The organism is Ruegeria sp. AA3 (assembly GCF_056542905.1).
This window is the reverse complement of the sequence record NZ_JBQGAQ010000014.1, coordinates 52,984-77,203: the sequence shown is the minus strand read 5'-3', so window position 1 is coordinate 77,203 and position 24,220 is coordinate 52,984. Positions and strand designations below refer to the sequence as shown.

The 24,220-nt window shown below is 55.9% G+C and carries 27 protein-coding genes and 1 pseudogene; 19 read left to right on the top strand and 9 right to left on the bottom strand.

What is annotated here, in order from left to right; translation table 11 throughout:
• Window positions 1–75: 75 nt before the first annotated feature.
• From ACR0JR_RS19665 to ACR0JR_RS19620, 10 genes are all read left to right on the top strand, one after another.
• On the top strand, window positions 76–861 hold the full coding sequence (locus ACR0JR_RS19665) for a trypsin-like serine peptidase (protein WP_480457643.1): 786 nt from the start codon (window positions 76–78) through the stop codon (window positions 859–861).
• Window positions 858–1,676, top strand: a complete 819-nt coding sequence (locus ACR0JR_RS19660; protein ID WP_480457641.1) for a trypsin-like serine peptidase — start codon at window positions 858–860, stop codon at window positions 1,674–1,676. The genes ACR0JR_RS19665 and ACR0JR_RS19660 overlap by 4 nt, the downstream gene beginning before the upstream one ends.
• Before the next feature lie 121 nt (window positions 1,677–1,797).
• Window positions 1,798–2,265 (top strand): Hsp20 family protein, encoded by a 468-nt coding sequence (locus ACR0JR_RS19655; RefSeq protein WP_170775845.1) that lies wholly within the window; start codon window positions 1,798–1,800, stop codon window positions 2,263–2,265.
• Between the two features lie 301 nt (window positions 2,266–2,566).
• A complete protein-coding gene (locus ACR0JR_RS19650; RefSeq protein ID WP_480457639.1) occupies window positions 2,567–3,646 on the top strand; it encodes a hypothetical protein in 1,080 nt (359 codons plus the stop codon).
• Entirely contained in the window at window positions 3,636–3,917 is a 282-nt protein-coding gene (locus tag ACR0JR_RS19645; protein WP_480457637.1) for a hypothetical protein, read from the top strand. The genes ACR0JR_RS19650 and ACR0JR_RS19645 overlap by 11 nt, the downstream gene beginning before the upstream one ends.
• Entirely contained in the window at window positions 3,914–5,032 is a 1,119-nt protein-coding gene (locus ACR0JR_RS19640; protein WP_480457636.1) for a hypothetical protein, read from the top strand. Before ACR0JR_RS19645 ends, ACR0JR_RS19640 begins: the two co-directional genes overlap by 4 nt.
• A gap of 75 nt (window positions 5,033–5,107) precedes the next feature.
• Entirely contained in the window at window positions 5,108–7,039 is a 1,932-nt protein-coding gene (locus ACR0JR_RS19635; protein WP_480457634.1) for an AAA family ATPase, read from the top strand.
• Window positions 7,040–7,373: 334 nt separating this feature from the next.
• Window positions 7,374–8,711 carry a DUF6638 family protein gene (locus tag ACR0JR_RS19630; protein ID WP_480457633.1) on the top strand — a complete coding sequence of 446 codons (1,338 nt, stop codon included), beginning with the start codon at window positions 7,374–7,376 and terminating at the stop codon, window positions 8,709–8,711.
• Between the two features lies 1 nt (window position 8,712).
• Window positions 8,713–8,979, top strand: coding sequence for a hypothetical protein (locus tag ACR0JR_RS19625; RefSeq protein ID WP_170473543.1), 267 nt, complete (start codon window positions 8,713–8,715; stop codon window positions 8,977–8,979).
• A gap of 10 nt (window positions 8,980–8,989) precedes the next feature.
• The gene (locus ACR0JR_RS19620; RefSeq protein ID WP_480457632.1) at window positions 8,990–9,634 is read left to right on the top strand and encodes a DUF1523 family protein; all 645 of its coding nucleotides are present in this window, start codon (window positions 8,990–8,992) and stop codon (window positions 9,632–9,634) included.
• Between the two features lie 45 nt (window positions 9,635–9,679).
• Here ACR0JR_RS19620 and ACR0JR_RS19615 read toward each other — a convergent pair.
• From ACR0JR_RS19615 to ACR0JR_RS19585, 7 genes and pseudogenes are all read right to left on the bottom strand, one after another.
• Window positions 9,680–10,099 (bottom strand): annotated as a pseudogene (locus ACR0JR_RS19615) (flagellar basal body P-ring protein FlgI); the annotation flags it as partial.
• A gap of 45 nt (window positions 10,100–10,144) precedes the next feature.
• A protein-coding gene (locus ACR0JR_RS19610) for an IS3 family transposase (protein ID WP_480457630.1) occupies window positions 10,145–11,271 on the bottom strand; the annotation gives its coding sequence in 2 pieces (ribosomal slippage) (window positions 10,145–11,007 and window positions 11,007–11,271; 1,128 coding nt in all).
• A 53-nt stretch (window positions 11,272–11,324) separates the two neighbouring features.
• A complete protein-coding gene (locus ACR0JR_RS19605) occupies window positions 11,325–13,079 on the bottom strand; it encodes a flagellar biosynthesis protein FlhA (RefSeq protein ID WP_480457674.1) in 1,755 nt (584 codons plus the stop codon).
• A gap of 69 nt (window positions 13,080–13,148) precedes the next feature.
• The gene (locus tag ACR0JR_RS19600; RefSeq protein ID WP_480457629.1) at window positions 13,149–13,826 is read right to left on the bottom strand and encodes a lytic transglycosylase domain-containing protein; all 678 of its coding nucleotides are present in this window, start codon (window positions 13,824–13,826) and stop codon (window positions 13,149–13,151) included.
• Window positions 13,827–13,898: 72 nt separating this feature from the next.
• Window positions 13,899–14,327 (bottom strand): Lrp/AsnC family transcriptional regulator, encoded by a 429-nt coding sequence (locus ACR0JR_RS19595; RefSeq protein ID WP_480457627.1) that lies wholly within the window; start codon window positions 14,325–14,327, stop codon window positions 13,899–13,901.
• 56 nt (window positions 14,328–14,383) lie between these two features.
• On the bottom strand, window positions 14,384–15,703 hold the full coding sequence (locus ACR0JR_RS19590) for an MFS transporter (protein WP_480457626.1): 1,320 nt from the start codon (window positions 15,701–15,703) through the stop codon (window positions 14,384–14,386).
• 3 nt (window positions 15,704–15,706) lie between these two features.
• Window positions 15,707–15,964 carry a metal-sensing transcriptional repressor gene (locus tag ACR0JR_RS19585; protein ID WP_480457625.1) on the bottom strand — a complete coding sequence of 86 codons (258 nt, stop codon included), beginning with the start codon at window positions 15,962–15,964 and terminating at the stop codon, window positions 15,707–15,709.
• 133 nt (window positions 15,965–16,097) lie between these two features.
• Here ACR0JR_RS19585 and ACR0JR_RS19580 point away from each other — a divergent pair, with 133 nt between their 5' ends.
• The 7 genes from ACR0JR_RS19580 (at window position 16,098) to ACR0JR_RS19550 (ending at window position 20,876) form a co-directional block, all read left to right on the top strand.
• Window positions 16,098–16,712 (top strand): ribonuclease D, encoded by a 615-nt coding sequence (locus ACR0JR_RS19580; protein WP_480457624.1) that lies wholly within the window; start codon window positions 16,098–16,100, stop codon window positions 16,710–16,712.
• Entirely contained in the window at window positions 16,709–17,671 is a 963-nt protein-coding gene (locus ACR0JR_RS19575) for a KpsF/GutQ family sugar-phosphate isomerase (protein WP_010442511.1), read from the top strand. Before ACR0JR_RS19580 ends, ACR0JR_RS19575 begins: the two co-directional genes overlap by 4 nt.
• A 4-nt stretch (window positions 17,672–17,675) precedes the next feature.
• Window positions 17,676–18,284, top strand: coding sequence for an LPS export ABC transporter periplasmic protein LptC (locus tag ACR0JR_RS19570; protein WP_170546741.1), 609 nt, complete (start codon window positions 17,676–17,678; stop codon window positions 18,282–18,284).
• A gap of 3 nt (window positions 18,285–18,287) precedes the next feature.
• Entirely contained in the window at window positions 18,288–18,779 is a 492-nt protein-coding gene (locus tag ACR0JR_RS19565; protein WP_260023698.1) for an LptA/OstA family protein, read from the top strand.
• On the top strand, window positions 18,779–19,537 hold the full coding sequence (gene lptB, locus ACR0JR_RS19560) for an LPS export ABC transporter ATP-binding protein (RefSeq protein ID WP_170473598.1): 759 nt from the start codon (window positions 18,779–18,781) through the stop codon (window positions 19,535–19,537). Before ACR0JR_RS19565 ends, lptB begins: the two co-directional genes overlap by 1 nt.
• A gap of 252 nt (window positions 19,538–19,789) precedes the next feature.
• Complete coding sequence (gene hpf / locus ACR0JR_RS19555; RefSeq protein WP_010442515.1) at window positions 19,790–20,353, top strand: ribosome hibernation-promoting factor, HPF/YfiA family; 564 nt, start codon at window positions 19,790–19,792, stop codon at window positions 20,351–20,353.
• 58 nt (window positions 20,354–20,411) lie between these two features.
• The gene (locus ACR0JR_RS19550) at window positions 20,412–20,876 is read left to right on the top strand and encodes a PTS sugar transporter subunit IIA (protein WP_170473601.1); all 465 of its coding nucleotides are present in this window, start codon (window positions 20,412–20,414) and stop codon (window positions 20,874–20,876) included.
• A gap of 586 nt (window positions 20,877–21,462) precedes the next feature.
• Here the strand turns inward: ACR0JR_RS19550 and dalA are convergent.
• Window positions 21,463–21,978 carry a divisome-associated lipoprotein DalA gene (gene dalA / locus ACR0JR_RS19545; RefSeq protein ID WP_170473605.1) on the bottom strand — a complete coding sequence of 172 codons (516 nt, stop codon included), beginning with the start codon at window positions 21,976–21,978 and terminating at the stop codon, window positions 21,463–21,465.
• A 169-nt stretch (window positions 21,979–22,147) separates the two neighbouring features.
• Here dalA and ACR0JR_RS19540 point away from each other — a divergent pair, with 169 nt between their 5' ends.
• Both ACR0JR_RS19540 and ACR0JR_RS19535 read left to right on the top strand, forming a co-directional pair.
• On the top strand, window positions 22,148–22,747 hold the full coding sequence (locus ACR0JR_RS19540) for a L,D-transpeptidase (protein WP_010442519.1): 600 nt from the start codon (window positions 22,148–22,150) through the stop codon (window positions 22,745–22,747).
• A 139-nt stretch (window positions 22,748–22,886) separates the two neighbouring features.
• Window positions 22,887–23,069, top strand: a complete 183-nt coding sequence (locus ACR0JR_RS19535) for a hypothetical protein (protein ID WP_010442520.1) — start codon at window positions 22,887–22,889, stop codon at window positions 23,067–23,069.
• Between the two features lie 70 nt (window positions 23,070–23,139).
• Here the strand turns inward: ACR0JR_RS19535 and hemH are convergent, their stop codons facing one another.
• The gene (gene hemH / locus ACR0JR_RS19530; RefSeq protein WP_480457623.1) at window positions 23,140–24,189 is read right to left on the bottom strand and encodes a ferrochelatase; all 1,050 of its coding nucleotides are present in this window, start codon (window positions 24,187–24,189) and stop codon (window positions 23,140–23,142) included.
• Window positions 24,190–24,220: the final 31 nt, after the last annotated feature.

Sequence of the window (24,220 nt, the reverse complement as noted above, 5' to 3'; positions counted from 1 at the left end):
CGGACCGCATTTGCCCTATTTTCGCCGTACCCACAGCATACGACTGTTGATCGGACCACTTGACCGGAGACCTGTGTGCGCAACTGGATCACGGCTATTACGCTTAGCTTGCTGCCTTTGGCAGGGCAGGCGCAGGATTCAGGGCTTAAAAGCCTTGATACCACTGACGCTGGACGAGAGTGGATGGCGGTTGGCCGGCTGGATATTGATGGAACCGGGTTCTGTACCGGATCGCTCATATCTCCAACGCTGGTTCTGACCGCAGCGCATTGCCTTTTCGACAAAGCGACGAAACAGCGGATTGATCCTGCGCGGATCGAGTTTCTGGCGGGTTGGCGTCTTGGGCATGCGTCGGCGTATCGACCGGCACGGCGCACGGTGGTGCATCCGGAATATAAATATGTCGGTGATTTATCGGCGACTCGCGTACGTCACGATATCGCATTGATCGAGCTCTGGCAGCCGATCCGCAACACATCGGTCATACCTTTTGAAACCGGACACCGCCCAACTCGCGGTGAAGAGGTCGGTGTTGTCTCTTACGCCCATGACCGGGCCGAAGCACCGTCTCTGCAAGAGGTCTGTTCAGTCATCGGCCGTCAGGCGGGCATCCTGATCATGTCTTGTGACGTGGATTTCGGAGCGTCCGGAGCGCCGATTTTTTCGTTTGAGGGTGAACGCCCTCGCATCGTTTCAGTCGTAGCCGCCAAAGCTGAAATGCAGGGTCAACGAGTCGCGCTGGGCACCGACTTGAACGAATCTCTGGAATTGTTGCAGGCCGAGCTTTCCCAAGGGCGAGGTATGAACGCGTCTCTGGACAACAACACCAAACATCTTGGAGCAAAATTCGTTAAGCCATGACCCGGTTATTATTCAAAATTATTTTATGTTTTTCAGTTCTTGCAACCACATCTCAGGCCCAGAACGGAAACAAGCGCCGTCTGACGGACCGGGATGATCTGTACGGATGGGAAGCGGTTGGCCGACTGGATTTTGGCGATAAGGGTTTTTGCACGGGCACCTTGATTGCTCAGGATATCGTTTTGACGGCCGCCCACTGCGCGCTGGACAAGGTGACTGGTAAACCATACGCCCCCGGCGAAGTGACATTTCGCGCCGGGCTAAGCGATGGCGAAGCGCTGGCCGAGCGGAAGGTCATCCAGATCGCCGCGCACCCGGATTTTGTCGCGAACGCCCCTGTCTCGGCCCCTCGGGTTCGGGTTGATGTGGCTCTAATGCGGCTGGAAGAGCCGATTCCCTACTCTATTGCTGATCCGTTTGCCCTGCACAGTGGCCGCGTAACCGACAATGAAATCAGCGTCGCATCTTATGGGCGCGGCAGGGAAGACGCGATCCTGCGGCAGCGATCCTGTCACATTCTTCAGCGTGGACAGGGCCTGATCGTCTTTAACTGCGACGTCACATTTGGATCGTCTGGCTCGGCCATTCTGGCAAAGAAGGGGCCGCGCTGGCAGATATTGTCGGTTGCCTCGGCAATTTCAACGAATGGAGGTCAGAAAGTCGGTTACGGAATGGAGTTGTCGGGAATCGTTTCAGAATTGAAGGCGATCCTGCGCCGTGATGCACCCCGGCCAACGGCCACGATCCGCAGATTGCAGCCCGGATCAGACAAATCCAGCTCGGGTGCCAAATTCATCAGCGCCGGTGGGTCTTGAACCCGAACCAACCGCTTCCCATCTGAATTTTACCGGATCGCCACGATTGGGGTCCGGGAAACTCACCGCCCGTCCATACCGGAGGGCAAATTCGTAAATCGCTCAATGATGAGGATACGACATGCGTACATTTGACTTTGCACCGCTTCACCGCGCCACTATCGGTTTCGATCAGATCGCAGACATGATGGACCGGGTTCTGACCAACGATGTGGCTCAGCCCAGCTATCCCCCTTACAACATTGAAAAGACCGATGCCGACACCTATCGCATCTCGGTCGCTGTTGCCGGGTTCTCTGAGGCTGATCTGTCAGTTGAAGTAAAAGAAAATTCGTTGGTTGTCTCTGGCAAAAAATCCGCCGAAGACAAGGATCGCAGCTACCTGCACCGTGGCATCGCGACCCGCGCATTCGAGCGCCGCTTCGCCCTGGCCGACCACGTTCGCGTCACCGGTGCGAGCCATGAAAACGGCATGCTGAACATCGACCTGAAGCGCGAAGTGCCCGAAGCACTTAAGCCGCGCCGGATCGAGATCTCTTCAGCTAGTGCGATTGAAAAGGATGTGGTTGACGCAAAAGCCGTGAACTGACGCCTTTGATCACGTCGCGATAATCTTCTCCTCTCTGGGTTATCGCAACACACGCCCCGCGTTCCTCCAGACGCGGGGCGTTGTCGTTCTGGGGTACCATTGTTGCTTTCGTTCCCGTCTCAATCCTGATGCGTTGTACCAGAAGCGCGCCTTAGGCTTTCCGTTCGTCTTAGGGTTGTCCCGCCTATCTTTTCATGTCCGAGTTTGCGACACTCTGCGGGATTTTACCGCTTGTGGGGATGTAAATCTGTGTAACATCCCCTATCTTATTGGGTAGATAAGAAAAAAAGGAATAGGACAGATGTCGAACCAGCAGTTTGAAGCATTGATTCAGGAAACTCAGGCCAAAGTGCGCGAAAGCCAGTCGCAGATCGAAGGGCTGACCTCGCGGATCGAAGCGGCACGCGCCAAGATCGGCACGTCAGAGGCGGATATCGATATCGAAAACGCCACGCTTGAAGACGTGCACGCCCATACCGAGGTGATGAACGCCAATATCGCCGAGTTGATCATGGGGCTGGACGACGTCACCAATGCGTTCTCCAAAGATTTCGACGAGATGCGGTCGAAAACCGGGTGGGAGTCGTTTGTCGGCATCTTCGCCAAAGCCAAATCCGAGTCGATGCGGCAGGAGCGTATGCGCACCGCCAATATCGACGACAAACTGCAGGACCTGATCGCCAAATCCGATGTGATCGTGAAGCTGCTGGAAGGGCAATTGTCGGTGCTGGAAGAGCAACGTGTGAAGGTCGAGGACAATCTGACCGTCACTTTGGATGACCGCGAGGCGACGGTGGCCGAACTGGAAGCGCTGCGCACTGAGATTCAGGGTATGGATCCGACGATCATAACGCTGGAAAACAAGATCAGCGTCGAACAGGACGCAGCCGCGCGGACTCAGTTAGAGACTGAATTGGCCGAGTTGAACAAGCAGTACAACGCCAAGGTTCAGGAAGAGCAAGTCAAGCTGGCCAAAAGCCAAACGCTGGAGCGCTATATCGAAAAGGGCAAGACCTGGGTCGATTCCCTGCAGAACCAGGCGGCGACGCAGATGGTGCTGATCAACAAGCTGCAGACAGACACGCAGCAGCGCGTGGTGCTGTATGACGCTCTGACCAAATCGCTGAAAACCGCACAGCAGCAGGACGTCGCCCACCGCATCAACGAGATCGGCGTGCAGACCGACCAGGAGGCGCAAACCGCCATGGCCGCCATCGGCACCGCGACCAACCAGAAGATGGCCGACATGCTTGAGGCGCATGAGGATCACATGGTCTTTGCCCGCGACGTGCTGGAGAAAAAGGCCAAGGCGGATGAACGCTTTGCCCGCCGGTTTGCCTCGATTGTCGAGAAGCATGATAAGAACTTGTATGGTGGGTGAGAGTTTAGCCAGAGCGCCGCTAAAGATGCTTGGTGCCGCACTGTGCGTCGCGCTCTTCAATGGGCTTCTCATCCTGTTCGGAAATCTGGTTCAGTTGCTTCCTGTATACCTTGGTCCCGATTTGAGAATGATGTTGTTCATGGCCCCAACGATCCTAGCTCTCGGCCTTTTTGGAGTTTCGGCAATGATGGCAATTTGGGGCATGGTTTGGTTGGTATTCGACGTTTATCTTTCTTTCATCGACAAACTTATTGGTCGACAGATTAAATGACTGATCCCACTCAAGACCATGTCGGCTTGACCAACACCTTCGCCTCGCGCCGCTATTTCCGCAAGTTCGAGGTGATCACCGTCCACCTCCTGCGCGTGGCCGCGACGATGGAGGCGGAGGGCGCGATCAGCAAGCAAGAGGTGCGGATCGTGTCGCGCTACCTATCGGGGTTGCTCTACACCTTCCGCGCTCTGTCCATGAAATACCTGCTGGTCGGGCGCGATACGGGGCGGTTCTTTGGCAGCCTCGCCATGGACAAGCGCGACAGCGGATTCCCCGTGGCGGCCGAGCTGCTGACCATGGCGAATGACGCGCAGCAGGCGCAGGTGCATCTGGCGAATATGCCCTCGGAAGACGATCTGAAAACCGACATGGTGCGGACGATCATTGGCGATCAGGAAATCCCGACCAAACTGCAATTCGCGCTGTCCCAAAGGCTCTATTACGAGGAATTGCTGAAAGGTCAGCTGTTTTGGGCCCGCAACGATCCCGAATGCCACTGGATCGGGAATGAGGGCGAACGGCGCAAGTTCATGATCCACTGGGCGGTCTATGACAGCCAGATCAACCTGCCGGTCATCTACCTGATGCAGTTGGAGGACAGCGGCAAAACCGCCCTGCCCAAGGACCAACGCCGCTGGCCCGAGGTGCAGGCGCATCTGATGGCGCAATCCTTAGGCGGGCTAAAACTGGTGACCATCGCGAAAGGCTTTGATCAGGATTTCGACGATCTACACCCCAAACACCTGCGCCGGATCCACGTCGGGCCGATGTATTCCTCGGCCTATACCGAGCAATCCGGCCCTCTGCGGCAGGTGCTGGAGGACGCACAGTCTCCGCAAGGTGAGGATTGGGCGCTGGCCTGGACCACCGAGGAACTTGAAAGCGAGGAGGTGATCGAAGAGCGCGCCGGGTGGTTCTCGACCGTCGAGCGCGAGGTCTTCGCTTTGGACCCGTTTGGTGGGCAAGGGGCCGAGACCGGAGCCACCCGTACCCAACGGTCGATCATCCTGCCCCAGCGCCCGTTTCAGGTTCTCGCCGAACGCAACCCTCCGGGCTTTGCTGATGTGCGCAAGTTTGTGGTCAGCAAGGCCGGTCAGGTGTTGAGGTATTGAGACAAGTGGCGGGCTGAAGCCCGCCCTACAGAATTTGAGTAGGCCGGGCTTCAGCCCGGCATTGCGAGGAAAAAGATGAGTTTGACGTCAGATCAGATGGAATTGCGCGAAGACGACATTCGCAAGCATTACGCAGCAGCGACCGCAATGTTGAACGGGTTCGAGCATGCGCCGCGTATCGCCAAACCTGTTGAGGCTGCCGTAGAACGGTCTCCGGGTGTTTCGACGGGGCGTCGTTTCCGGTCTACGACACCGGGGTTGGTGACGCGCCGCGTTGCGCGCGCCGACGGGGTGCATCTGGTCGAACGGATTGAGGCCTCGGATGAGGGCGACACGCTGGTCTCACCACCTCAGGCCACCACGCAGCAGGCCATCCGTCGGGCGATTGCCATCGCTCTTGCCGTGGCCGAGGCGTATGCGGAACAGACCCCGCTGGCCGACCTGAAGCGCGCCAACCTTGCCGGAGATCTGCCTGCAGCCCGCAAAACCGAATTCTCGGAATTGCTGACCGCCGAGGCGCTGATCACGTCCCATGTTCTGGGCAATGCGTTGGCCTATCTGATGTCCTCGCATCTTGGCGAGACAACCGTCGATATCGGCGAGATCGAAGAGGTTCTGACCGACAACGGCCAACTCGCCCTGCATGGCGCGCTGTGGGAGCTGGACCAGACCCTCGCCAAACACGCCCCCGACGACGCCCATCTGATAGCCGCCACCAGCGCCTATGCCGAACAGTTGATGGAAAAAGCCGCCCTGCGCGCCCAATCCGCTGGCCATTTGGCGCCATTCCAGAACGCCGCATGGCATATCGAGGCGGATGACCTGACGATCCGGGGCTTTGAACCGGCCTCGAAAGCGAAATCCACAACGCTCACCATGACGTTTAAGAAACCGAACGAGGTGGTTGGCAACCACATCGCCAAGTATCAGGCGATGAAACTAGCCAAGATGGTGATGGCCTACGACTTCGACCGCCGCCTGAACCCGTTTGCTGAGCTTGGCGGGTTCATCTTCACCTTCATGGGCGACGGCAAACCGGGCACGGGTAAGACCACCCTGATCCAGATGATGGCCGGGCTGATCAACGACTATTGCCAGAACGCGGGCTATCCGTTCCGCTATCAGAACCTGAGCACCGACAATATCGACAGCTATCAGGGCAAATCCGGCCAGAACGCCAAGGCGTTTATCAACACGATTATCGACCCCTCGGTCATCGGCTTCGGCACCATCGACGACATCGATCAACTTGCGGGTAAACGCGGCGACCGGCAGTCCTCGGCCGGGCAACTGGAAATCACCGCCGTGCTGATGGAGAGCTTTGCGGGCGCCAACACCGTCGTGCGCGGCAACTGCACCTTTGGCATGTTCTCGAACTACCCCGAGAATGTGGACGACGCCCTGCGTCAGCGGGCTGGTGCGCGGTTCCTGGTGGACGGGCCGCAAACGCGCGAGGATTACATCGACATCCTGCACCTGCTGATGGGCCGCAACCACGACATCCCGCTGGGCGAACACGAGGCTTATGCCGCGCAGGAGATCAAAAAGGCCGTCGCCGCCAGTTTCGAAAGCCATTCCCGCCCGCATCAGGACGCCTTACTGCAAGTCTTTGACCGGGTGTCTGGCAATATCGGCCAGATGGACACGATCGCCAAGCTGGGCACTTACCTCAAGGCGATCCAAGCCGCGGATGAGCGCTTTACCGGTCGTGCGATCAAGAACATCACCGACGCGGTCAAGGTTCGCGCGATGGATTTCGAACTGCCCGACGAATGGATGGAAAACCCCGATCTGTTCCTGTTCCGCGACTACGACACCAAGAAGGCCATGATCGAGGACCTGCGCCAGCCGATCACGGTCGAGATGGTGATGCAAGAGATCAACCGCTACGCCGACAGCGAGTTCCGCTATGCCGACAAGAGCGACGAGGTCGCCATCGAGAATGCGGTGCGCGAGATGGGCCGGATGGAAGAGGCCAAGCGGCGGTACTTGGAGGGGAAGGGGTGATGGGAGTTGCGCAGCTCATTGCTATCCTGTTGATAGGAGTGTCCTTCGCTTGCTGGACGGCGAGCTTTGCCGTCCGCAGAAATTTACCCGTTCCAGAGGGCAAGCTGTTCGTGCTTAGGTTCCTTGTTTGGTTCTCTCTCAGTGTTTGTATAGGTCCATTTGTCGGTCTTATCCCCTTGTTTGTGGGACTCGGATGGTTTTGGAGCTATTATGACCCGAAACAATTTTTGGGCTCTGAAGTTTGGCATTACGCTTTCCTGGTCCTACTCGCATTGCCCTACATGTTTGCACTCGGTCTGGGTATAAGGCTTCAGTTCCGAAACGGTGATCCAGCATGATCCGCCTCATCGAAAAAGGCCTGATGTTCGGCAATCTCGTCCATATCTCCAGCCCGGCTCTGGTCGAGCGGTACAACCGCGCGTTGCAACATCTGGCGGGCAAGACCACTCAGCTTTCGGATTTCCATGTCGATATCTCGGGCTATTCGCCGGAGGTGGGGATTGAGCTGGAGGACGTGCTCTATCTTAATCCCAACGGGGTCAACCGGCAGTTCATTCTGCTGACGACCGAGCAGAAACGCGCGCCTCTGCTGAACGTCAAATTCTCGACCTCGCGCGATATCCTACGGGAATTCATCGAGATGAACGAGGCGCAGTTGTTCGCCCTGACCGCCACCGATGCGGTGGCCGGAGAGCTTGTGAACTCGATCATCAAGCTCACCACCCCGCGCGACCTGCTGAACCTGCGCAAGATCGAGATCGAGGCCGATACCGCAGGCGGCACCCTGCGTAAGGCCGAGCAGCTGGCGGGCATGGTCGAACGGTTCAAAACCGAAGAGGACGCCTGGTTCGACGATGTGCTGATCGCCAAGATGATCGAAACGGCCAAAGAAACCGGCGACGTCACCCGCAACCCCGTTCACCTGCGCCACACCGCGTTTGAACAGCGCAATTTCTGGACGGCACATTTCGGTGGTTTGTATCTTTTCCCGGATTTGGATCACCCGGCGGCGATCTGTATGGGTGACAAGCCCGATGACCTGCCGATCAAATACATCTTTGGCCAATCGCAGCGAAACCAGATTGCAAAGTTCCTGGACTACAACGATCTGGTTGAACCGATTGTTAAAGCACGCGGCGTGGATGCTGCAGCGATACTGCAGCAGAAGATGGATTTCTTGACCGTTGCTGCCGCCGCAGATGCTGATGTCGATCTGACCGGACTGGACCGCAGGGACATGCGCCGTCTCGCCCGCAACCACGCGGATCGCCTGCCCGAAGCGTATCACGGCCTTGCGCAACTGCTGCGCTGGGCGACGGATGGAGGCCGCTGGCCGCGGATCACCTCGGACCATGCGGCCTATTTCTATACCTTGCGCGCAGCCGATACGCCAAATCGCGATCTGGTGAACATGCTGCTGGCAGAGCTTGCCCCGCTGGACCCGCGCCAGCTGTTCATCTGCCACAAGGAGCTGTTCTATAAGACCTACTCGAACTGGCCCGAGGCCAAGAAAGCCTATGTTGCCGATTTCCTTGCGCGCGAGTATCAGGTGGACAAGGCTGGTGCCCGTGCTGCCTTGTTTGGCCATGAACCAGACATGAGCGGTAACGACCGGGTCAGTGACACGGTGATCGCGCGGGTCGGCCCCTGGGGCGCAGTCGGGAGGGATTGAGATGTTCGGAGCAATGCGCCTGTTCCTGATCCTGCTGGTTGTCCAGACGATCGCCTATTTCGCGCTGTCCTTTTATTCGCGCAGCGTCAGGCGGCAAAAGCTGGAAACCTGGTGGGACGCGAAAGGCAAAACTGGCAACAAAGAAGCGTTTGTCGCGCGTGGTTTGCACGTTTATGACAATTCGTTCCGGCGTAAATTGATTTTGGGTGTCTATATTGTGCCTTGGGTGGCGATTGGCGCGCTAATCTACATCGTGAATTACATGTGAGGGTTAAGGTATGGCCTATGTGAAATGGGCGTTCATTATCATCTTCTGGGGCACGATTGCCGTGATCCTGCAGTATTCCCTGCCGCAGCACGACGTTGTGCGGATCGTCAACACCTATGAAGAGCGTCAGGACCTGACGGACTGGACCCGAATATTCTGGTCCGAACCCGAGGATCAATCCACCAGCCTGTCAAACCGCGATGTGCAGTTCATTCAGGCGGTGCGCGCCAACGGAAAGCCCATTGTCTATCGCAACGAAGACACCGGCTGGGGCTGGCCGCCCTATTTCAAGTTCGACACGGCGAACCTCTATACCGAGGCCAACGACGCGAAATCGACCAAGGAAAACCCCGATTGGGTGGTCGTAACGCATTACGGCTGGCGCAATGAGTTCATGTCGATCTTTCCTAACGCGATCTTCATTCGCCATGTCGATGGACCTGATGTGCGCATCATACCCTGGTTCAATATCATCTTCCTGACGATATTCGCGGCATTGGTATGGGCTATCTGGGTCCGGTGGCGCCGTTTTCGGCAAAAGAAGATCGATCCGGTTTTGGAAAACATGGAAGATGGTCTTTACGCCGCCGGTGATGCGATTGATGAAAAACGCAAAGGTTTACGCCGCTGGCTGGATAGTTGGAAACCCAAGTAAGTCGAAATCAGAGAGGTTCTTTGTTGATAGTATTTGCGATACTACTCATCTGACGATGAACTCAGCATGAAGCGCACCGGCAGCTTTGATGGTTTTCAAAATATCGATCATGTCGCGCGGCGATACGCCCAAGGCATTCAACCCGGCAACCACTTCGGAAAGAGTGGTTGCTTCGGGAATTTCCGCCAGTCCTGTTCCTTCTTCTTCCTCGATCCCGGCAAAAGTACGCGGAACGACGACTGTTTCTCCACGCGCAAAAGGATTGGGTTGAACGGCAATAGGGGCTTCCTCGACGGTGAGGGTCAAGTTGCCCTGCGACACCGCTACGCGCGAAATCCTGACATCTCGACCCATTACGATTGTACCCGATCTCTGATCGACGACAACACGGGCCTTGCTTTCGGGTTCGACTAAAATGTTCTCGATCCGACCGATTGCGTGGGCGGTAGAAACTGCGCGCGTTGCATCGATGCTTATGATCAGCCCCACTTGTGTGGTCCAATTTGATTGTTAGTGCATGACCGGCCTTTGGTCCATTTGAACGATGTTTTCCGGGGCCGGCGGTTTATATCCCAGAGCACTGTGCGGGCGTTTTGTGTTGTAGTGTTTCCTCCATTCTTCGATCAAAATCTGCGCTTCTCTTAGACAGTAGAAGACTTCTCCATTCAGGAACTCATCTCTGAACCGCGCATTGAAACTTTCACAGTAACCGTTCTCCCATGGGCTGCCTGGCTCGATGTATGCGGTCTTTGCTCCAACTGCATTGATCCAGTCTTGCACCGCCACGGCAATGAACTCAGGGCCATTGTCGGAGCGAATGTAGCTTGGCACACCGCGCATGATGAACAGGTCACTCAGCACGTCGATGACATCGCCGGAGTTCAGCTTGCGGTCCACACGGATCGCCAAGCACTCCCGGCTGTACTCATCGATGACGTTGAGCGTGCGGAATGCCTTTCCGTCATCCGTTCGACAATGCACGAAGTCATAGCTCCAGACATGGTTTCGATGCTCCGGCCGCAGCCGAACACACGATCCATCATTTAACCATAGCCGTCCCTTCTTTGGTTGTTTCATTGGCACTTTCAGCCCCTCCCGACGCCAAAGCCTTTCGACGCGCTTGTCATTCACCTGCCAGCCCGCATCTCTCAGCAAAGCCGCGATCCGGCGATAACCGTAGCGGCCATACTGGTGGGCCAATTCTATCATGTCCGCCACCAGGCGCTTCTCGTCAGCTCGACCTTTCGGCAGCTTTCGCTGTGTGGATCGGTGCTGTTTCAGGACACGACACGCCCGGCGCTCTGAGACACGCAGTTTGTGGCGCACATGGTTGATGCAGGCACGGCGACGGGCGGGGCTCAGTAGTTTCCCTTGGCCGCCTCCGTCAGGATCAGTTTGTCCAGGGTAAGATCCGAGACGGCCTTTCGAAGACGCTCATTCTCTTTTTGAAGGCGCTTAAGTTCCTTCAATTGATCCGTACCCATTCCGCCGTACTTCTTCTTCCAGCGATAATAGGTCTGTTCAACAACTCCAATCTGCCGGATCGCATCCAGACGGGACATGCCTTGCCCCATCAATATCTCAACCTGCCGCAACTTCGAGACAATCTCTTCCGGCTTCGGTCGCTTGTTCGCCATGTGGTTCCTCCATTTTCTTAACCATAACGGCGGACCACTTCAGAGGGGGAGGATCACTCCCACTCGGGGGCTAGCTGGATCAATGGGATCGATCCGTCCTCGCGCTTCATGTCAGAGACCAACTGAAAACCCAACCTCTGTCTAACCAATTCGCAAATCCCTGCGGGCTGAGTTGTGGTCAGGCGCGCTTCGGCCACGCTTTCAAGAATCAGTGCCATGTTGCGGATTGAGACCCGCTCATCAAGCAACAGCCGCAGGACTGCATGCAGCGTGTCGATCGGTACTTTGTCGGGGATCAGTTCGTCCAGCAGCTTGCGGTTGGCCTCTGCCCGAGTCGGATCGCTGAGCCGCGTCATCTCGGACAATAGGCGGCGTAGGGATTTCAGAGTCAGCAAGCGTGAGAAATTCTGTTTGATGATCTCAAGCAGATGGGTCGCAAGGATTTCCGGGGGGGTGACGATTGTAGCCCCATTGAGTGCTGCGGCCTCCTGATCTTTGGGTAATATCCAGCGAGCAGGAGCGCCATAAACGGGTTCAGTCACGTCCGTGCCGTCGGGTAGAAAATCGTGCCCTTCTTGCACCAGAGCAAGCACAAGTTCAGAGTTTAGAACACCACGTGCCTGTTCAACCCCCTGCACTTTGATCACGTAGGTGCCCGTCGGCAGGTCCGCGCGGTCGGTCAGACGTATCTCGGGCAGGATCAGGCCAAAGCTTGAAGCGACATAGGTCCGCATATTGGCGATCCGTGCATCTAGGCCGGTACCAGGATTCAATACCATGCTGACCAGGTCAGGTGCGACTTCAAGTTGTACATCATCAAGGTCCAGGATGTCTCCGATGGCTTGTGAGACCGGAGTTTCAGCATCGACCACTTGCGGTTCGGTCTCGGCTTCTTCGCTTCGTTTCCGGATACCGGAGTATGCGGCATAGCCCAGAACCCCGGCCCCCAGAATAAAGGGCAGAAACGGCAAGCCGGGAACCAACGCAAACAGAGCCATCAGAACTGCAACAGTCCCCAACGCTGCCGGGTGGCGTCCAAGCTGCGAAAATATCGCGCTGTCAGTTGCGCCTTGCGTACCGCCGCGCGCCAGCAACAAAGCGGAGGCGATCGATATGATCACCGCTGGAATCTGCGAGACCAAACCATCGCCGACAGTCAGGATGGCATAGGTTTCAAAGGCCGATGTGACTGGCATCCCATGCACGATAACGCCCATGACCAGCCCCATCACAAGGTTGAGCAGCGTGATCAGCAGCCCGGCGATGGCGTCACCTTTGACGAATTTTGACGCCCCGTCGAGCGAGCCAAAAAAGGTGGTTTCCTGTTGTTCGCGTTCACGCCGTTCTTTGGCTTGATGGTGGTCGATGGCTCCGGCAGACATGTCGCTGTCGATGGCAAGCTGTTTGCCGGGCATTCCGTCCAGTGCGAACCGAGCGCCGACTTCGGCCATGCGCGCCGCTCCTTTGGTAATGACCATGAAGTTCACGATCAAAAGCACGCCAAACACCACCAGCCCCAAAAATATGCTGCCGCTCATGACGAATTGGGCAAAGCCCTCGATCACGTCGCCAGCCGCATTGGTGCCAGTATGCCCCTGCCCGATGATCAGCTTGGTCGAGGACACATTCAGCGACAAACGCAGCATCAGTGAGGCCAGCAGGATCGTCGGGAAGGATGAAAAATCCAAAGGCCGCTCAATGAACAGTGTCAGGGTGAAGATCAGGATCGCCAGTGCAAATGAGGCGGCCAAACCCACATCCAGCACCCAGGCGGGCATTGGCAGGATCATCATGACGATGACCGCCATCAACGCTAATGCCAGCAGAATGGTCGGAGAGAACAAGGTGCGAGGATCGATCCGGGGCACGGTCTGCTCCTAGTTGAACGTGATGAAGGCGGTGGCGGAGGTGGTATCGGGCACCAGGGACCCCAGCGCATTCTGTTCGGCCGGATGTACGCTCAAGGGTATGAGCGGAGTTGCCGCAGCTGTGAATGGATCGCGCCGACTGACTAGGGGTGATCCGTTCAATTGCGCCAATACAGTCTGAAAGCGGTCTGAATACGCCGCTGCGTGCTGGTGGGTGCGCGAATGGTAGGCCCCGGCAGCGGCAGGCCATGATCCAAGCTCCGCATAGAGCTGGGACAGAAATCGGGCTGCGTAAGCGGCGTTTTCATCCGGATCGAACATTGCATCGATCGAGCGGAAGGCCTTGCCGTGCCAGCGGTAATTGATTTGGAAGCATCCCACATCAAAACTGCGAGTGCCGGATTTGAAAATGTCGAACACGTAGGATTTTGCTTCGGCCTCAGAGGCGAACCAATAGCCTTGCCCCTCGCGATTGACGGTCCAGGGCCAAGGTTCCAGTCTACCGTCCAGCGTACGGCCTGTTTCGACCCGAGCAATTGCCCTGAGGACGTCAAGAGGAACGCCTTCGGCCTGAGCTGCGCGGCGCGCGGCGTGATCACACAGCGCGGCTGTCGATGTTGCATGTCCGGCGTGGGCCAGAAAGACATGCGCCAGAAGCGTAGCAATGAGAAGTTTATGAATTGGCATTCTGCCGGTCCGGGATTCTAGTCAGTCCCTCTCAATCTAGCCAATTATCTGTTTACAGAGGGTTAGCGCATCTCAGTTTCGATCAATCTTGCGGCCGAAAACAACGCTGGTGTTAGTGCGCAAAACACCGGGGATGCGCGCGAGCTCGTCAACCAGAATATCAAGGTCCTCGATTCGTGGGGCTTCGGCCGACAGCAACAGGTCAAACTCACCATTGATCGACAAGCACAGCTTCACCTCGGGATAGGCTTCAAGCCGTTTGATGATGCGCGTGGTTTCCTTTTGCTGCACTTCTAGCAGCACAACGATCTGTACCTTCGGAGTGTCTTCGTTTTCTCGCATTACGACGGAGTAACCAGCAATAACACCCCGCTCTTCCATGCGATTAATGCGTTCATGCACAGTTGTCCGGGCAACACCCAGCATTGCCGCGATGCGCGTAGTCGAGTCGCGCGCGTTGTGTTGGAGAGCGGCGATGATGCGTCGGTCAAGCTGGTCCATGCGGTCTCCGGGATGAGGCAGGTGTGTCCGGGTTTAAGGTAGATGCCGGGCAAAGCTCAAGGTTCATGAGGAATGCGAGGGTGCAACTCGTCAATGATGATCGGATGGGCATGCGGTTTGGGTCCAGCGAGATGCGGGTGATCCGGCGGCAGTTCCGGATGGTTGTGGACCACAGATTTTGCGTCGGTGCGAGGCCAAACCCTTATCACGAAGATAAGGCCCAAAACGGCAGCGGTGGCCATTCCGGCCATGGCGACCGTCGAACCAAACCAGGTCATCAGCGATCCGGCTAACGGATACAGCACCAACCAGCAGGCATGAGACAGTGTGAATTGAGCGGCGAAGACTGCCGGGCGATCTTCGGGATGTGCAGATCGGGTCAGCAGGCGGCCCGATGGTGTCAGTGTGCTGGAATATCCAAAGCCAACCAGTATCCAGATCGCAGTCAGCACGCTTAGCGTCATCGGTATGGTAGCGGTCAGAATAGCAGCCACCGCCATGGTTCCGGTTGCCATCGTGGCACCACTCAGCATGACACGACGATCAGGGATCCGATCCAGCAGGCGTGGCAGCGCGAACGCAGCCAACATTGAACCACCACCAAAACCGGCCAGTGCAATGGCAACAGCGCTTTCAGACAGGTCGAGATCACCACGCACGATCACAACGGTATTAACGATCACCATCGAACTAATGGCCGCCGCACTCCAGCTCAGAGCCAACAGGCCACGTAGGCGCGGGGTCTCGAGGTATATTCTGATGCCACGGGTGGTCCGGTCATAGATGCCGCGTGGTACTTTCGGTTTAGGGGAAGGCAGTGTTGCAGATACCACAAGCAGGGCGGAAGCGAGAAAGCCTATGCTGGTGCCCAGGAACAGACTGTCGAAACTGACGATCAATAAGAGTGCGGCGGCCAGTATCGGGCTTAGAAGACTTTCCAGATCGTATGCCAGACGCGACAGAGACAGGGCTTTGGTATAGTCCTGTTCGTTTGTCAGAACGTCGGGAATCGTCGCCTGAAAGGCCGGAGTGAACCCGGCAGAAGCCGATTGCAGGGCGAAGATCAGCACATAGACCTGCCAAATTTCAGTGACGAATGGCAAACACAGAGCGACGATTGCGCGCACGATGTCCAATGCCACAAGCATTCTACGCCGGTCCAAACGTTCGGCAAAGGCTGCGGCAAGAGGGGCCACGGTGACATAGGCTACCATCTTTATGGTCAGCGCGGTGCCTAGAACCAACCCTGCTGAATCTCCGGCCAGATCAAATGCTAAAAGCCCCAGCGCCACTGTCGCCAGACCGGTGCCTGTCAGGGCCACAATCTGGGCAGCGAGCAGATGCCGATAGGTGCGATTTGTCAGGACGCTGAGCATTGGTCAGAGGTACTTGGTTATGGTTTTGAAGTCTTCGATGGCAGTCTGATCCGCTTCACCAGACAGGCAGTGATCAACATGATCATGGATCAGCACGCGCTTTGCGTTTGTGATAGCTTTCTCCACCGCAAAAAGCTGCTGAGCGATGTCAGCGCAGGGGGCTTCATCTTCGAGCATGGTGATCACCTTGGCCAAATGCCCGTGCGCGCGTTTCAGGCGCGCGGTGATCTGCAGGTGAGAATTATGAGTATGGGATGTCATGGCGTATCCTTATCCCCCCCATAGGGATATTGTCAAGATAGTCGCGACGCTGTCGCCGCGCGCGTGCCGAGGACGTTGAGTTTGGCTGCGAAACCTCCTATCTCGGGGTCGAGACCGCACAAAGGAAGTCGGCGTGGCGAATTACCTCTATAAAAACGATCTGCCCGGAGGGTTGGATATGGGCCCGGTCGTGGCCATCGATTGCGAAACCATGGGGCTGAACCCGCACCGGGACCGGCTGTGTGTCATCCAGATGTCGGGTGGGGATGGAAACTGTCACATCGTTCAGGTCGAAAAGGGTCAATCATCAGCTCCGAACCTCTGTGCGATGCTTGAAGACCCCAATGTGTTGAAGCTGTTCCATTTTGGCCGCTTCGATATTGCAGCCATGTATCACGCGTTCGGTGCGCTTGCAGCGCCGGTCTATTGCACCAAGATCGCCAGCCGGTTGGTGCGTACCTACACCGACCGCCATGGCCTGAAGAACCTGTGTCAGGAACTGCTGGGTGTCGATATTTCGAAACAGCAGCAAATGAGCGATTGGGGTGCGGAAACCCTGACGGATGCTCAGCTGGACTATGCTGCATCGGATGTATTGTATCTGCACCGTCTGCGCGACGCGCTGGACGGTCGGCTTGCCCGTGAAGACCGTACCGAGATGGCACAGGCCTGTTTTGAGTTCCTCCCCACGCGTGCGAAGCTTGACCTCGCAGGCTGGCCCGAAACCGATATTTTTGCGCACTCATGACCGATACCGAGTCCTTTTTGAAAACTGCACGCCAGGTCATCACCGATGAGGCCCGTGCCTTGGACGTCCTTGCCGAAGGCTTGGACGAGCATTTCGCCGAGGCCGTGCAGCTGATCCTGCAGGCCACAGGCCGCATCATCATTAGCGGTATCGGTAAATCTGGGCATATCGGCCACAAGATCGCGGCGACCCTTGCCAGTACCGGAACGCCAGCCTATTTCGTCCACCCGGCCGAGGCCAGCCATGGTGATTTGGGCATGGTCTCGAAAGGGGATGTGGTTCTGGCTATCTCGAACTCAGGTGAAGCGCCGGAACTTGCCAACCTGCTGGCCTTTACGCGGCGCTTTGGAATTCCGCTGATTGGTCTGTCCAGCAAACCCGAAAGCACGTTGATGAAGCAGGCCGACGTGCACCTGCTTATTCCATCAATGGGAGAGGCCTGCGGCTTTGGTATGGTTCCCTCGATCTCGACCACTCTGACGTTGGCGATGGGTGACGCTTTGGCAATCGCGTTGATGAAATACCGAGATTTCAGGCCCGAGGATTTTCGTGCCTACCACCCAGGAGGCAAACTGGGGGCGCAATTATCCACCGTGCGCGATTTGATGCACAAAGATATGCCTCTGGTAACTGCCGGTACTCCGATGAGCGAGGCACTGCTGGTTATGAGCCAGAAGAGCTTTGGGGTCGTTGGCGTTACTGATGAGGCCGGCTGTTTGCTGGGCATTATCACGGATGGTGACCTGCGTCGAAACATGGACGGGCTACTGAACAAAAACACCACCGAGGTAATGACCGAAAATCCTCTGACCATCGCGCCAAACGCAATGGCAGAAGAGGCGGTTTCGATCATGAATGATCGCAAGATCACTTCTCTTTTTGTGGTGGATCCCGAGACCAATGGTCCGACATCGGGGCTGTTGCATATCCACGATTGTCTACGTGTGGGGCTGGGTTAGGGAAATGGCCGAAGTGGATCGCCATTCCCGTTGGGTGCAGTTTCTGAAAGTTCTGCTACCACTGGCGGCGATTCTTATATTGTCCTCTGTGTTTTTGCTGTCCCGCAGCATCGACACCAATGTGTCGGTGCCCTTCAGTGATCAGGATATTGGAGAGCGACTGACAGATCAGGTCGTTACCCGCCCCGACTACAAAGGTGTAACCCGCAAGGGCGAAGGGATTCGGGTCGAGGCTCGTCGTGCCAGCCAAAGCGGTGAACTAGAAACCCCAACGGCGTCTGAGGTTCAGGGGCGATTTGAGTTGAGCAGCGGTGGCGAGATTACACTTGAATCGAATACAGGCATGATCCGGCCAGACAAGGGCACCGCGACATTTGTGGGCGATGTAGTCATCACGACGGCGGATGGTATTCAGGTAACGACTGATCTTTTGAATACATCTTTGGATGAAATCCGCGGCGACAGCCCAGGTCAGATTGACGGAACGGGTCCGATTGGCGACTTTACCGCAGGACGAATGATTTTTGGGACTGTAAAAAAGGACGGTCCGGTCCATATTCTTTTTACAGGCGGCGTGAAGCTGATATACGAGCCGCAAAAAGCAGAAAGATAACTTGTGTTCGATTTACGTGTCGCCGTTTTGTGTTGTGCCATCGCAGTTGGGGCCGCGCCTGCATTTGCGCAGGAGGCTCAGGTTGCATTTGGATCGGTGAACGCGGACCCGACCCTGCCGGTTGAAGTCACGTCCGAGACTCTGAACGTAAATCAGGAAGACGGCTCTGCCGAGTTTATCGGCAACGTGATCGTCATACAGGGTGAAATGCGCCTGACCGCAGATCGCGTTCTTGTCATCTATAACGAAGAACGTTCGGCCATTGATCGGATGGAGGCGACGGAAAATGTCGTTCTGGTCAGTCCACCTGACGCTGCCGAAGGTGATTGGGCGGAATACACCATCGATTCCGGTGTGATCGAAATGAAGGGCAATGTGCTGCTGACTCAGGGGCCTAGCATTATCAGCGGTGATCAGATGATCGCAAATCTGACGTCCGGAACCGCAACGATGTCGGGGCGCGTCAAGACGATCCTGCAGCAAGGTGGCAACTGATGAACCGTCCCGAATTGTCCATCGCTGAAGGCTCTTCCGGTCTGAAAATCGAGAAGCTGCGGAAGTCTTATCGCAAGAAGACCGTCATCCGTGACGTGTCTATGGAGCTGAACCGATCCGAGGTCGTGGCGCTGTTGGGGCCGAATGGATCGGGCAAGACCACCACGTTCTATTCCGTCGCAGGTCTGGTTTTTCCCGAGGCAGGTACCGTGACCATTGACGGGCAGAACGTCACGACTCTGCCGATGTATCGCCGTGCGCGGTTGGGTATCGGTTATCTGCCACAGGAAATGTCAATTTTCCGCGGTATGAGTGTCGAGGACAATATCGCCTCGGTTCTGGATATCACGGTCAAACACGCTCATCGCCGGAAAGAGCGGCTTGAAGAGCTGCTATCGGATTTCTCGATCGAACATCTGCGCCGCGCGCCAGCGCTTGCTCTCTCGGGTGGTGAGCGGCGCCGGGTTGAGATCGCACGCTGTTTGGCCGCCGATCCGAATTATTTGCTGTTGGACGAGCCTTTTGCCGGGGTCGACCCGATCAGTGTCGGTGATATCCGGCATTTGGTGGCTGATCTGAAGAAACGGGGTATCGGGGTTTTGATCACGGATCACAACGTCCGGGAAACGCTGGAAATTGTGGATCGCGCCTACATTCTGCATGACGGTCAAGTTCTGATGTCCGGCACCCCAGACGAGGTGGTGGAAAACGAAAATGTGCGTCGGGTCTATCTGGGCGAAAACTTCCGTATTTCATAAGTTTACGCGGAAATGCGCCGGGCGCATGGCGGAAATCTCGCATAAACACATCTGTTTTGATTGACTCTCCCGTCGTCCCTTGCATCAATTGGGACATGGCATTGCTTCGGTTCCAGTCAGGATCTCGATGTCCCTTCTTGGAAGGGCAGGATCAACGGCAACCGCAGAAAATGCCGATACCCCCCACCCGATAAAAACAAGTCAGTCGCGTTACGCGGCGTCAGAATGGGTGTGAATTGTGAAGGAGATCACATGCGTTACCAAATCAGCGGAAAACAGATCGACATCGGTGCGGCGCTGCAGACCCACGTGCAGACCGAACTGGGCGAGGTCGTGGGCAAGTACGCCCAGCGACCGACTGACGCCAACGTCGTCTTTTCCCGTTCGGCGCATGAATATGTATGCGAAACCACTGTGCATCTGTCGACTGGCCTGACCGCTCAGGCCAAGGCTCATGCGACCGAGATTTATGCGGCGTTTGAAGGCTGCTGTGACAAGATGGAGACACAACTGCGGCGTTACAAACGGCGCCTCAAAGACCACCATAAGGATCGATCCGAGCCGGTTGAACTCTTTGGCGCGTCCTCTTATATCCTCGCCTCTGACGAATCGAACACGGCGGATGAACCCGAATCGCTGCAGCCGATGATTGTGGCTGAGATGGAGACCAAGATCCCATCGCTCAGTGTGGGTGAAGCTGTTATGCAAATGGAACTTGCCGGTGCCCCGGTGCTGGTGTTCCGGAATGAGAACAAGGACGGATTGAATGTCGTATATCGTCGTGAGGACGGCAATATTGGCTGGATTGATCCGTAACAGGCAAGAATAGTCGGAACGCCCCCTCGCAGAGGGGGCACGGCTTAGGAGCAGATTGATGGAGCTTTCGAGTATTCTAAAGCCCGAAGCGGTGCGTGTATTGTCCGCTGCGTCCAGTAAGAAGCGATTGTTTCAGGAAATTGGCGACGTAGGTGCTGCGACGCTTGGGCTGGATGCGCAGGCCATCGTTGAAAGCTTGCTTGAGCGGGAGAGCCTTGGCCCGACTGGCGTTGGCCATGGTGTTGCGCTTCCACACGCTCGGTTGTCGGAACTGGAATCGGTCTCGGGTGTGTTTGTCATGCTCGAGAAACCCATCGACTTTGGCTCGGTCGACCGTCAGCCCGTTGATCTGGCGTTTTCGCTGTTTGCCCCTGAAGAAGCCGGGGTCGAGCATCTGAAGGCGCTGGCGCTAGTCTCGCGCACATTGCGTGAGCAATCGGTCTGCGCGAAGTTGCGGGCAAATCCTGATCCGGTAAAGCTGTATGCTATTCTGACCGAAGCTCAGTCGATGCAAGCGGCTTAAGGTACTAAGAAACGAAGAATGCGTTGAGCGACGGCAAGGTAATCATCTTTGGCGCCGCCTTTTGCGGGCAATACACGGCTGATCAGTCCAACTAAAGATGATCCCAAAGAAAACTGAATATGGCGGCTAGGTAGAGGCCGGCGATCACATAGATTTTGTGTCCTTCATCCACCCATTCCTGCATTGTTAATGTAAAGCACTTTAGGCGACATGCGTCGTGCGAACCTGTAAACTCGCCGCCGAGCATTAGGAATGTCGCGATTCCGCCGAGCAAAATCAGCGATATCCATTTTCTGTTTTGTCTGGGTATCTTAATTCGCATTGGGATTGCTTAGAGGAACACGATGGATATCACCGTGAACAATGTCACGCTTTAGCAGATGCCGCGTAAGCAGCGTTAAAACCCAATGCAAGTTGCTATCCAACGCCACCACCCATTTTAGTTCGCTGCAGTAGGCCGTTTGAGCTCACTTTTTACCAATTTGGCCTCTTTGAAATGACAGCACCCTCGCAAGTGTCTGCGAGGGTGCTCGTTTCGCATGGGTGATAACAGTCAAAGATTCGTTCGGTCCTGTGACCGAATTACTCAGCCGCCGGTGCCCATCTCCAATGTCCACCAGATTTTACCGCCTTTTTCCTGGTGCCAGGCAAAGCCCATCTGTGTGGCTTTGGGGTCCATTATTACCGCACGCGGTCCGGGTTCCTGCATCCAAGCAGCCAGCGTTTCCGTCTCGGTCTCATAGGTCTCCGAGATCGCTTCGCCCAGGAAGGTGCCATAATATCCGACCCGCGAAGCCCGATCCAGGGGGGAAGACCCATCCGAACCAAAATGCCAGGGCCGATTTTGGCGGGCCATGTCCTTAGAGTGAGTCTCGGCAGCAGCGTTCAGCTGTGCGTTCAACTGAACTTGCTGCAGACCTGAGGCTTGCCTTAGTGCGTTTACTGAATCCAGCATCCGGAACTGCAACTTTTCTGGGTTGCCGCGGATTTTATAGACGCTCGGCAATGGCCTGCCATCAGCACCAAGAGTTGTCGTACCCGAATCGGTACATGCGGCAAGTGCGACTAAACAAATCGCTAGAAGGGAAAGAATACGTGTCATGATCGGCCTGAATTTAGTGTCAACCACGGAAATAGCCTGCCTGAGCGCCCAGAGCAAACGCACAAAGGCCCAACCTTGCGTGATTCTGCCGGTTTGATTTGCGACTGAAGCATTCTGGCCATAAAATATCACAGAAATTGCATTTGCTCATAACAAAGGACCGCTCAACATGGTCAAGAAAACTCTTTTGTCTCCGACGCGTCGCGGCTTTCTGGCGGCTGCCACTGCCAGTTTGGCTTCGCCTGCGCTAGCCCAATACATTCCGGGTGATCCGTTGCGCCCTGCGCCCGAACCTGAGCCTCAGGTACGACGCAATGTATCCGGATTCAGGGCGCTGGATTGGCAGCCTTACTTTTCCAATACCAGAAACGGGGCCATTCTGGTCGATACGGTATCCCGAGCGCTGCATTATTGGTCAGATGATCAATCCGTATACAAACTGTACCCCTCGTCAGTGCCATTGACCGAAGAATTGACCCGTCGTGGGCGCACCAGTGTCATCCGCAAAGTCGAGGGTCCAAGTTGGTCACCGACGCCATCGATGAAAAAACGCAACCCCGAATGGCCTGATTATATCCCGCCGGGACCTGATAACCCATTGGGAACGCACGCTTTATATCTGAGTTGGAAATATTATCGCATTCACGGCACCCATGATACACGCAAAATCGGCCGTCGGTCTTCGAACGGATGCATTGGTTTGTTCAACGAAGACATCGCTGAGTTGTTCTCAATGGCCAAGGTCGGTACGCAAGTGTTGCTAATTTGACGACATTTTCGCGCACGAACCTGCCATTTACGTAAGTTGCAATTGCAATCCATGGGGATAGCTGATTAGAAAAACTCACGAGGTAAGTCTTAGATGTGCGGTTTCGCTATTGGGAATCGCGCAAATTCTGGAGGTTAATATGAAGAAACTCGTTCTCGCTGCTGCTCTGACTGCTGCTGCTTCGACCGCATATGCTGGCAACCTGGAAGAGCCGGTTGTTGAAGCACCTGTTGTTGTCGAAGAAACCCAAGGTTCGTCGCAGGGCATCATCCTGCCGCTGATCCTGCTGGTTGTAGTTGCCGCAGCTGTTGCAGCAAGCTAAGTCGACGAGACTTTATCAATCTAAAAAGGCGGTGGTGTAAACCACCGCCTTTTTTTGGTCGGAAGGGTGGTCATTCCAACCAGCCGCGCAAATTGTCTTGGATAACCTTGCTCAGTGCCGCGATATGCGAATCATCATCGTTGAGGCACGGGATATAGGTGAACGATTCGCCGCCCGCGTGTTCGAAGCTTTCCTTGATCTCTTCGTTGATCTCTTCCAGCGTTTCGATGCAGTCGGCAGAGAACGCAGGCGCGATAACGGCGATATTTTTCTTACCTGCCCGAGCAAGATCGGCCACATGATCGACGGTGTAGGGTTTCAGCCACTCTTCCGGCCCAAATCGCGATTGGAAGGTTGAGACAAGCTGGTCATCTGACCAACCCAAACGCTCTTTAAGAAGTCTTGAGGTTTTGACGCACTGGCAATGGTAGGGATCACCTTGCTGCAGATAGCGTTCCGGCATGCCATGATACGAGCAGACGAGGACATCCGGTTTGGTCTCCATCACTGCATAGGTACGCTCGACCGAACTTGCCAGTGCGTCGATATAAGAGGGTTCATCGAAATAGGCCGGCACAGTTCGGCTGGCCGGCTGCCAGGTTTCTTTCATCAATGCACGGAAGAATTGATCGTTCGCTGTGGCGGTCGTAGCCCCGGCATATTGCGGGTAGAGCGGGAAGAAAAGGATGCGATCACAGCCTTCTTCCACCATCTGGCGCACCTTTAAAGGGGTCGAAGGATTCCCGTAGCGCATGCAGAATTCGACCATGACCTGATCGCCATACTGTTCGTGCATCGCCTCGCGTATCTTGGCGGTCTGGTCCTTGGTGATCGTCATCAAAGGGCTTTCACCCTTGTCGTGATTCCAGATCGACTTGTACGCTTCGCCCGAACTGAAAGGGCGTTTGGTCAGGATGATGCTTTGCAGAATGGGCTGCCATTTCCAGGCCGGGTAGTCGATCACGCGCTTGTCTGACAAAAATTCGTTCAGATAACGCCGCATGGGCCAATAGCTATAATCATCAGGTGTGCCCAAGTTGGCCAGCAGGACACCGACACGTCCCGTTTTAACCTTGGGATGCTCTGCGGGCGCGTGGGTAGGACGAGTGGCATCAAACATGTGAAGCTTCCTGAATTTATGTGTCTGGCCT

Bases quoted from the DNA above. Each gene is read 5' to 3' on its own strand.
- ACR0JR_RS19660 (WP_480457641.1), top strand. From the start codon at position 858: ATGACCCGGTTATTATTCAAAATTATTTTATGTTTTTCAGTTCTTGCA.
- ACR0JR_RS19655 (WP_170775845.1), top strand. From the start codon at position 1,798: ATGCGTACATTTGACTTTGCACCGCTTCACCGCGCCACTATCGGTTTC.
- ACR0JR_RS19650 (WP_480457639.1), top strand. From the start codon at position 2,567: ATGTCGAACCAGCAGTTTGAAGCATTGATTCAGGAAACTCAGGCCAAA.
- ACR0JR_RS19645 (WP_480457637.1), top strand. From the start codon at position 3,636: ATGGTGGGTGAGAGTTTAGCCAGAGCGCCGCTAAAGATGCTTGGTGCC.
- ACR0JR_RS19640 (WP_480457636.1), top strand. From the start codon at position 3,914: ATGACTGATCCCACTCAAGACCATGTCGGCTTGACCAACACCTTCGCC.
- ACR0JR_RS19635 (WP_480457634.1), top strand. From the start codon at position 5,108: ATGAGTTTGACGTCAGATCAGATGGAATTGCGCGAAGACGACATTCGC.
- ACR0JR_RS19630 (WP_480457633.1), top strand. From the start codon at position 7,374: ATGATCCGCCTCATCGAAAAAGGCCTGATGTTCGGCAATCTCGTCCAT.
- ACR0JR_RS19625 (WP_170473543.1), top strand. From the start codon at position 8,713: ATGTTCGGAGCAATGCGCCTGTTCCTGATCCTGCTGGTTGTCCAGACG.
- ACR0JR_RS19620 (WP_480457632.1), top strand. From the start codon at position 8,990: ATGGCCTATGTGAAATGGGCGTTCATTATCATCTTCTGGGGCACGATT.
- ACR0JR_RS19605 (WP_480457674.1), bottom strand. From the start codon at position 13,079: ATGGCGGTCATCGTCATGATGATCCTGCCAATGCCCGCCTGGGTGCTG.
- ACR0JR_RS19600 (WP_480457629.1), bottom strand. From the start codon at position 13,826: ATGCCAATTCATAAACTTCTCATTGCTACGCTTCTGGCGCATGTCTTT.
- ACR0JR_RS19595 (WP_480457627.1), bottom strand. From the start codon at position 14,327: ATGGACCAGCTTGACCGACGCATCATCGCCGCTCTCCAACACAACGCG.
- ACR0JR_RS19590 (WP_480457626.1), bottom strand. From the start codon at position 15,703: ATGCTCAGCGTCCTGACAAATCGCACCTATCGGCATCTGCTCGCTGCC.
- ACR0JR_RS19585 (WP_480457625.1), bottom strand. From the start codon at position 15,964: ATGACATCCCATACTCATAATTCTCACCTGCAGATCACCGCGCGCCTG.
- ACR0JR_RS19575 (WP_010442511.1), top strand. From the start codon at position 16,709: ATGACCGATACCGAGTCCTTTTTGAAAACTGCACGCCAGGTCATCACC.
- ACR0JR_RS19570 (WP_170546741.1), top strand. From the start codon at position 17,676: ATGGCCGAAGTGGATCGCCATTCCCGTTGGGTGCAGTTTCTGAAAGTT.
- lptB (WP_170473598.1), top strand. From the start codon at position 18,779: ATGAACCGTCCCGAATTGTCCATCGCTGAAGGCTCTTCCGGTCTGAAA.
- hpf (WP_010442515.1), top strand. From the start codon at position 19,790: ATGCGTTACCAAATCAGCGGAAAACAGATCGACATCGGTGCGGCGCTG.
- ACR0JR_RS19550 (WP_170473601.1), top strand. From the start codon at position 20,412: ATGGAGCTTTCGAGTATTCTAAAGCCCGAAGCGGTGCGTGTATTGTCC.
- dalA (WP_170473605.1), bottom strand. From the start codon at position 21,978: ATGACACGTATTCTTTCCCTTCTAGCGATTTGTTTAGTCGCACTTGCC.
- ACR0JR_RS19540 (WP_010442519.1), top strand. From the start codon at position 22,148: ATGGTCAAGAAAACTCTTTTGTCTCCGACGCGTCGCGGCTTTCTGGCG.
- ACR0JR_RS19535 (WP_010442520.1), top strand. From the start codon at position 22,887: ATGAAGAAACTCGTTCTCGCTGCTGCTCTGACTGCTGCTGCTTCGACC.
- hemH (WP_480457623.1), bottom strand. From the start codon at position 24,189: ATGTTTGATGCCACTCGTCCTACCCACGCGCCCGCAGAGCATCCCAAG.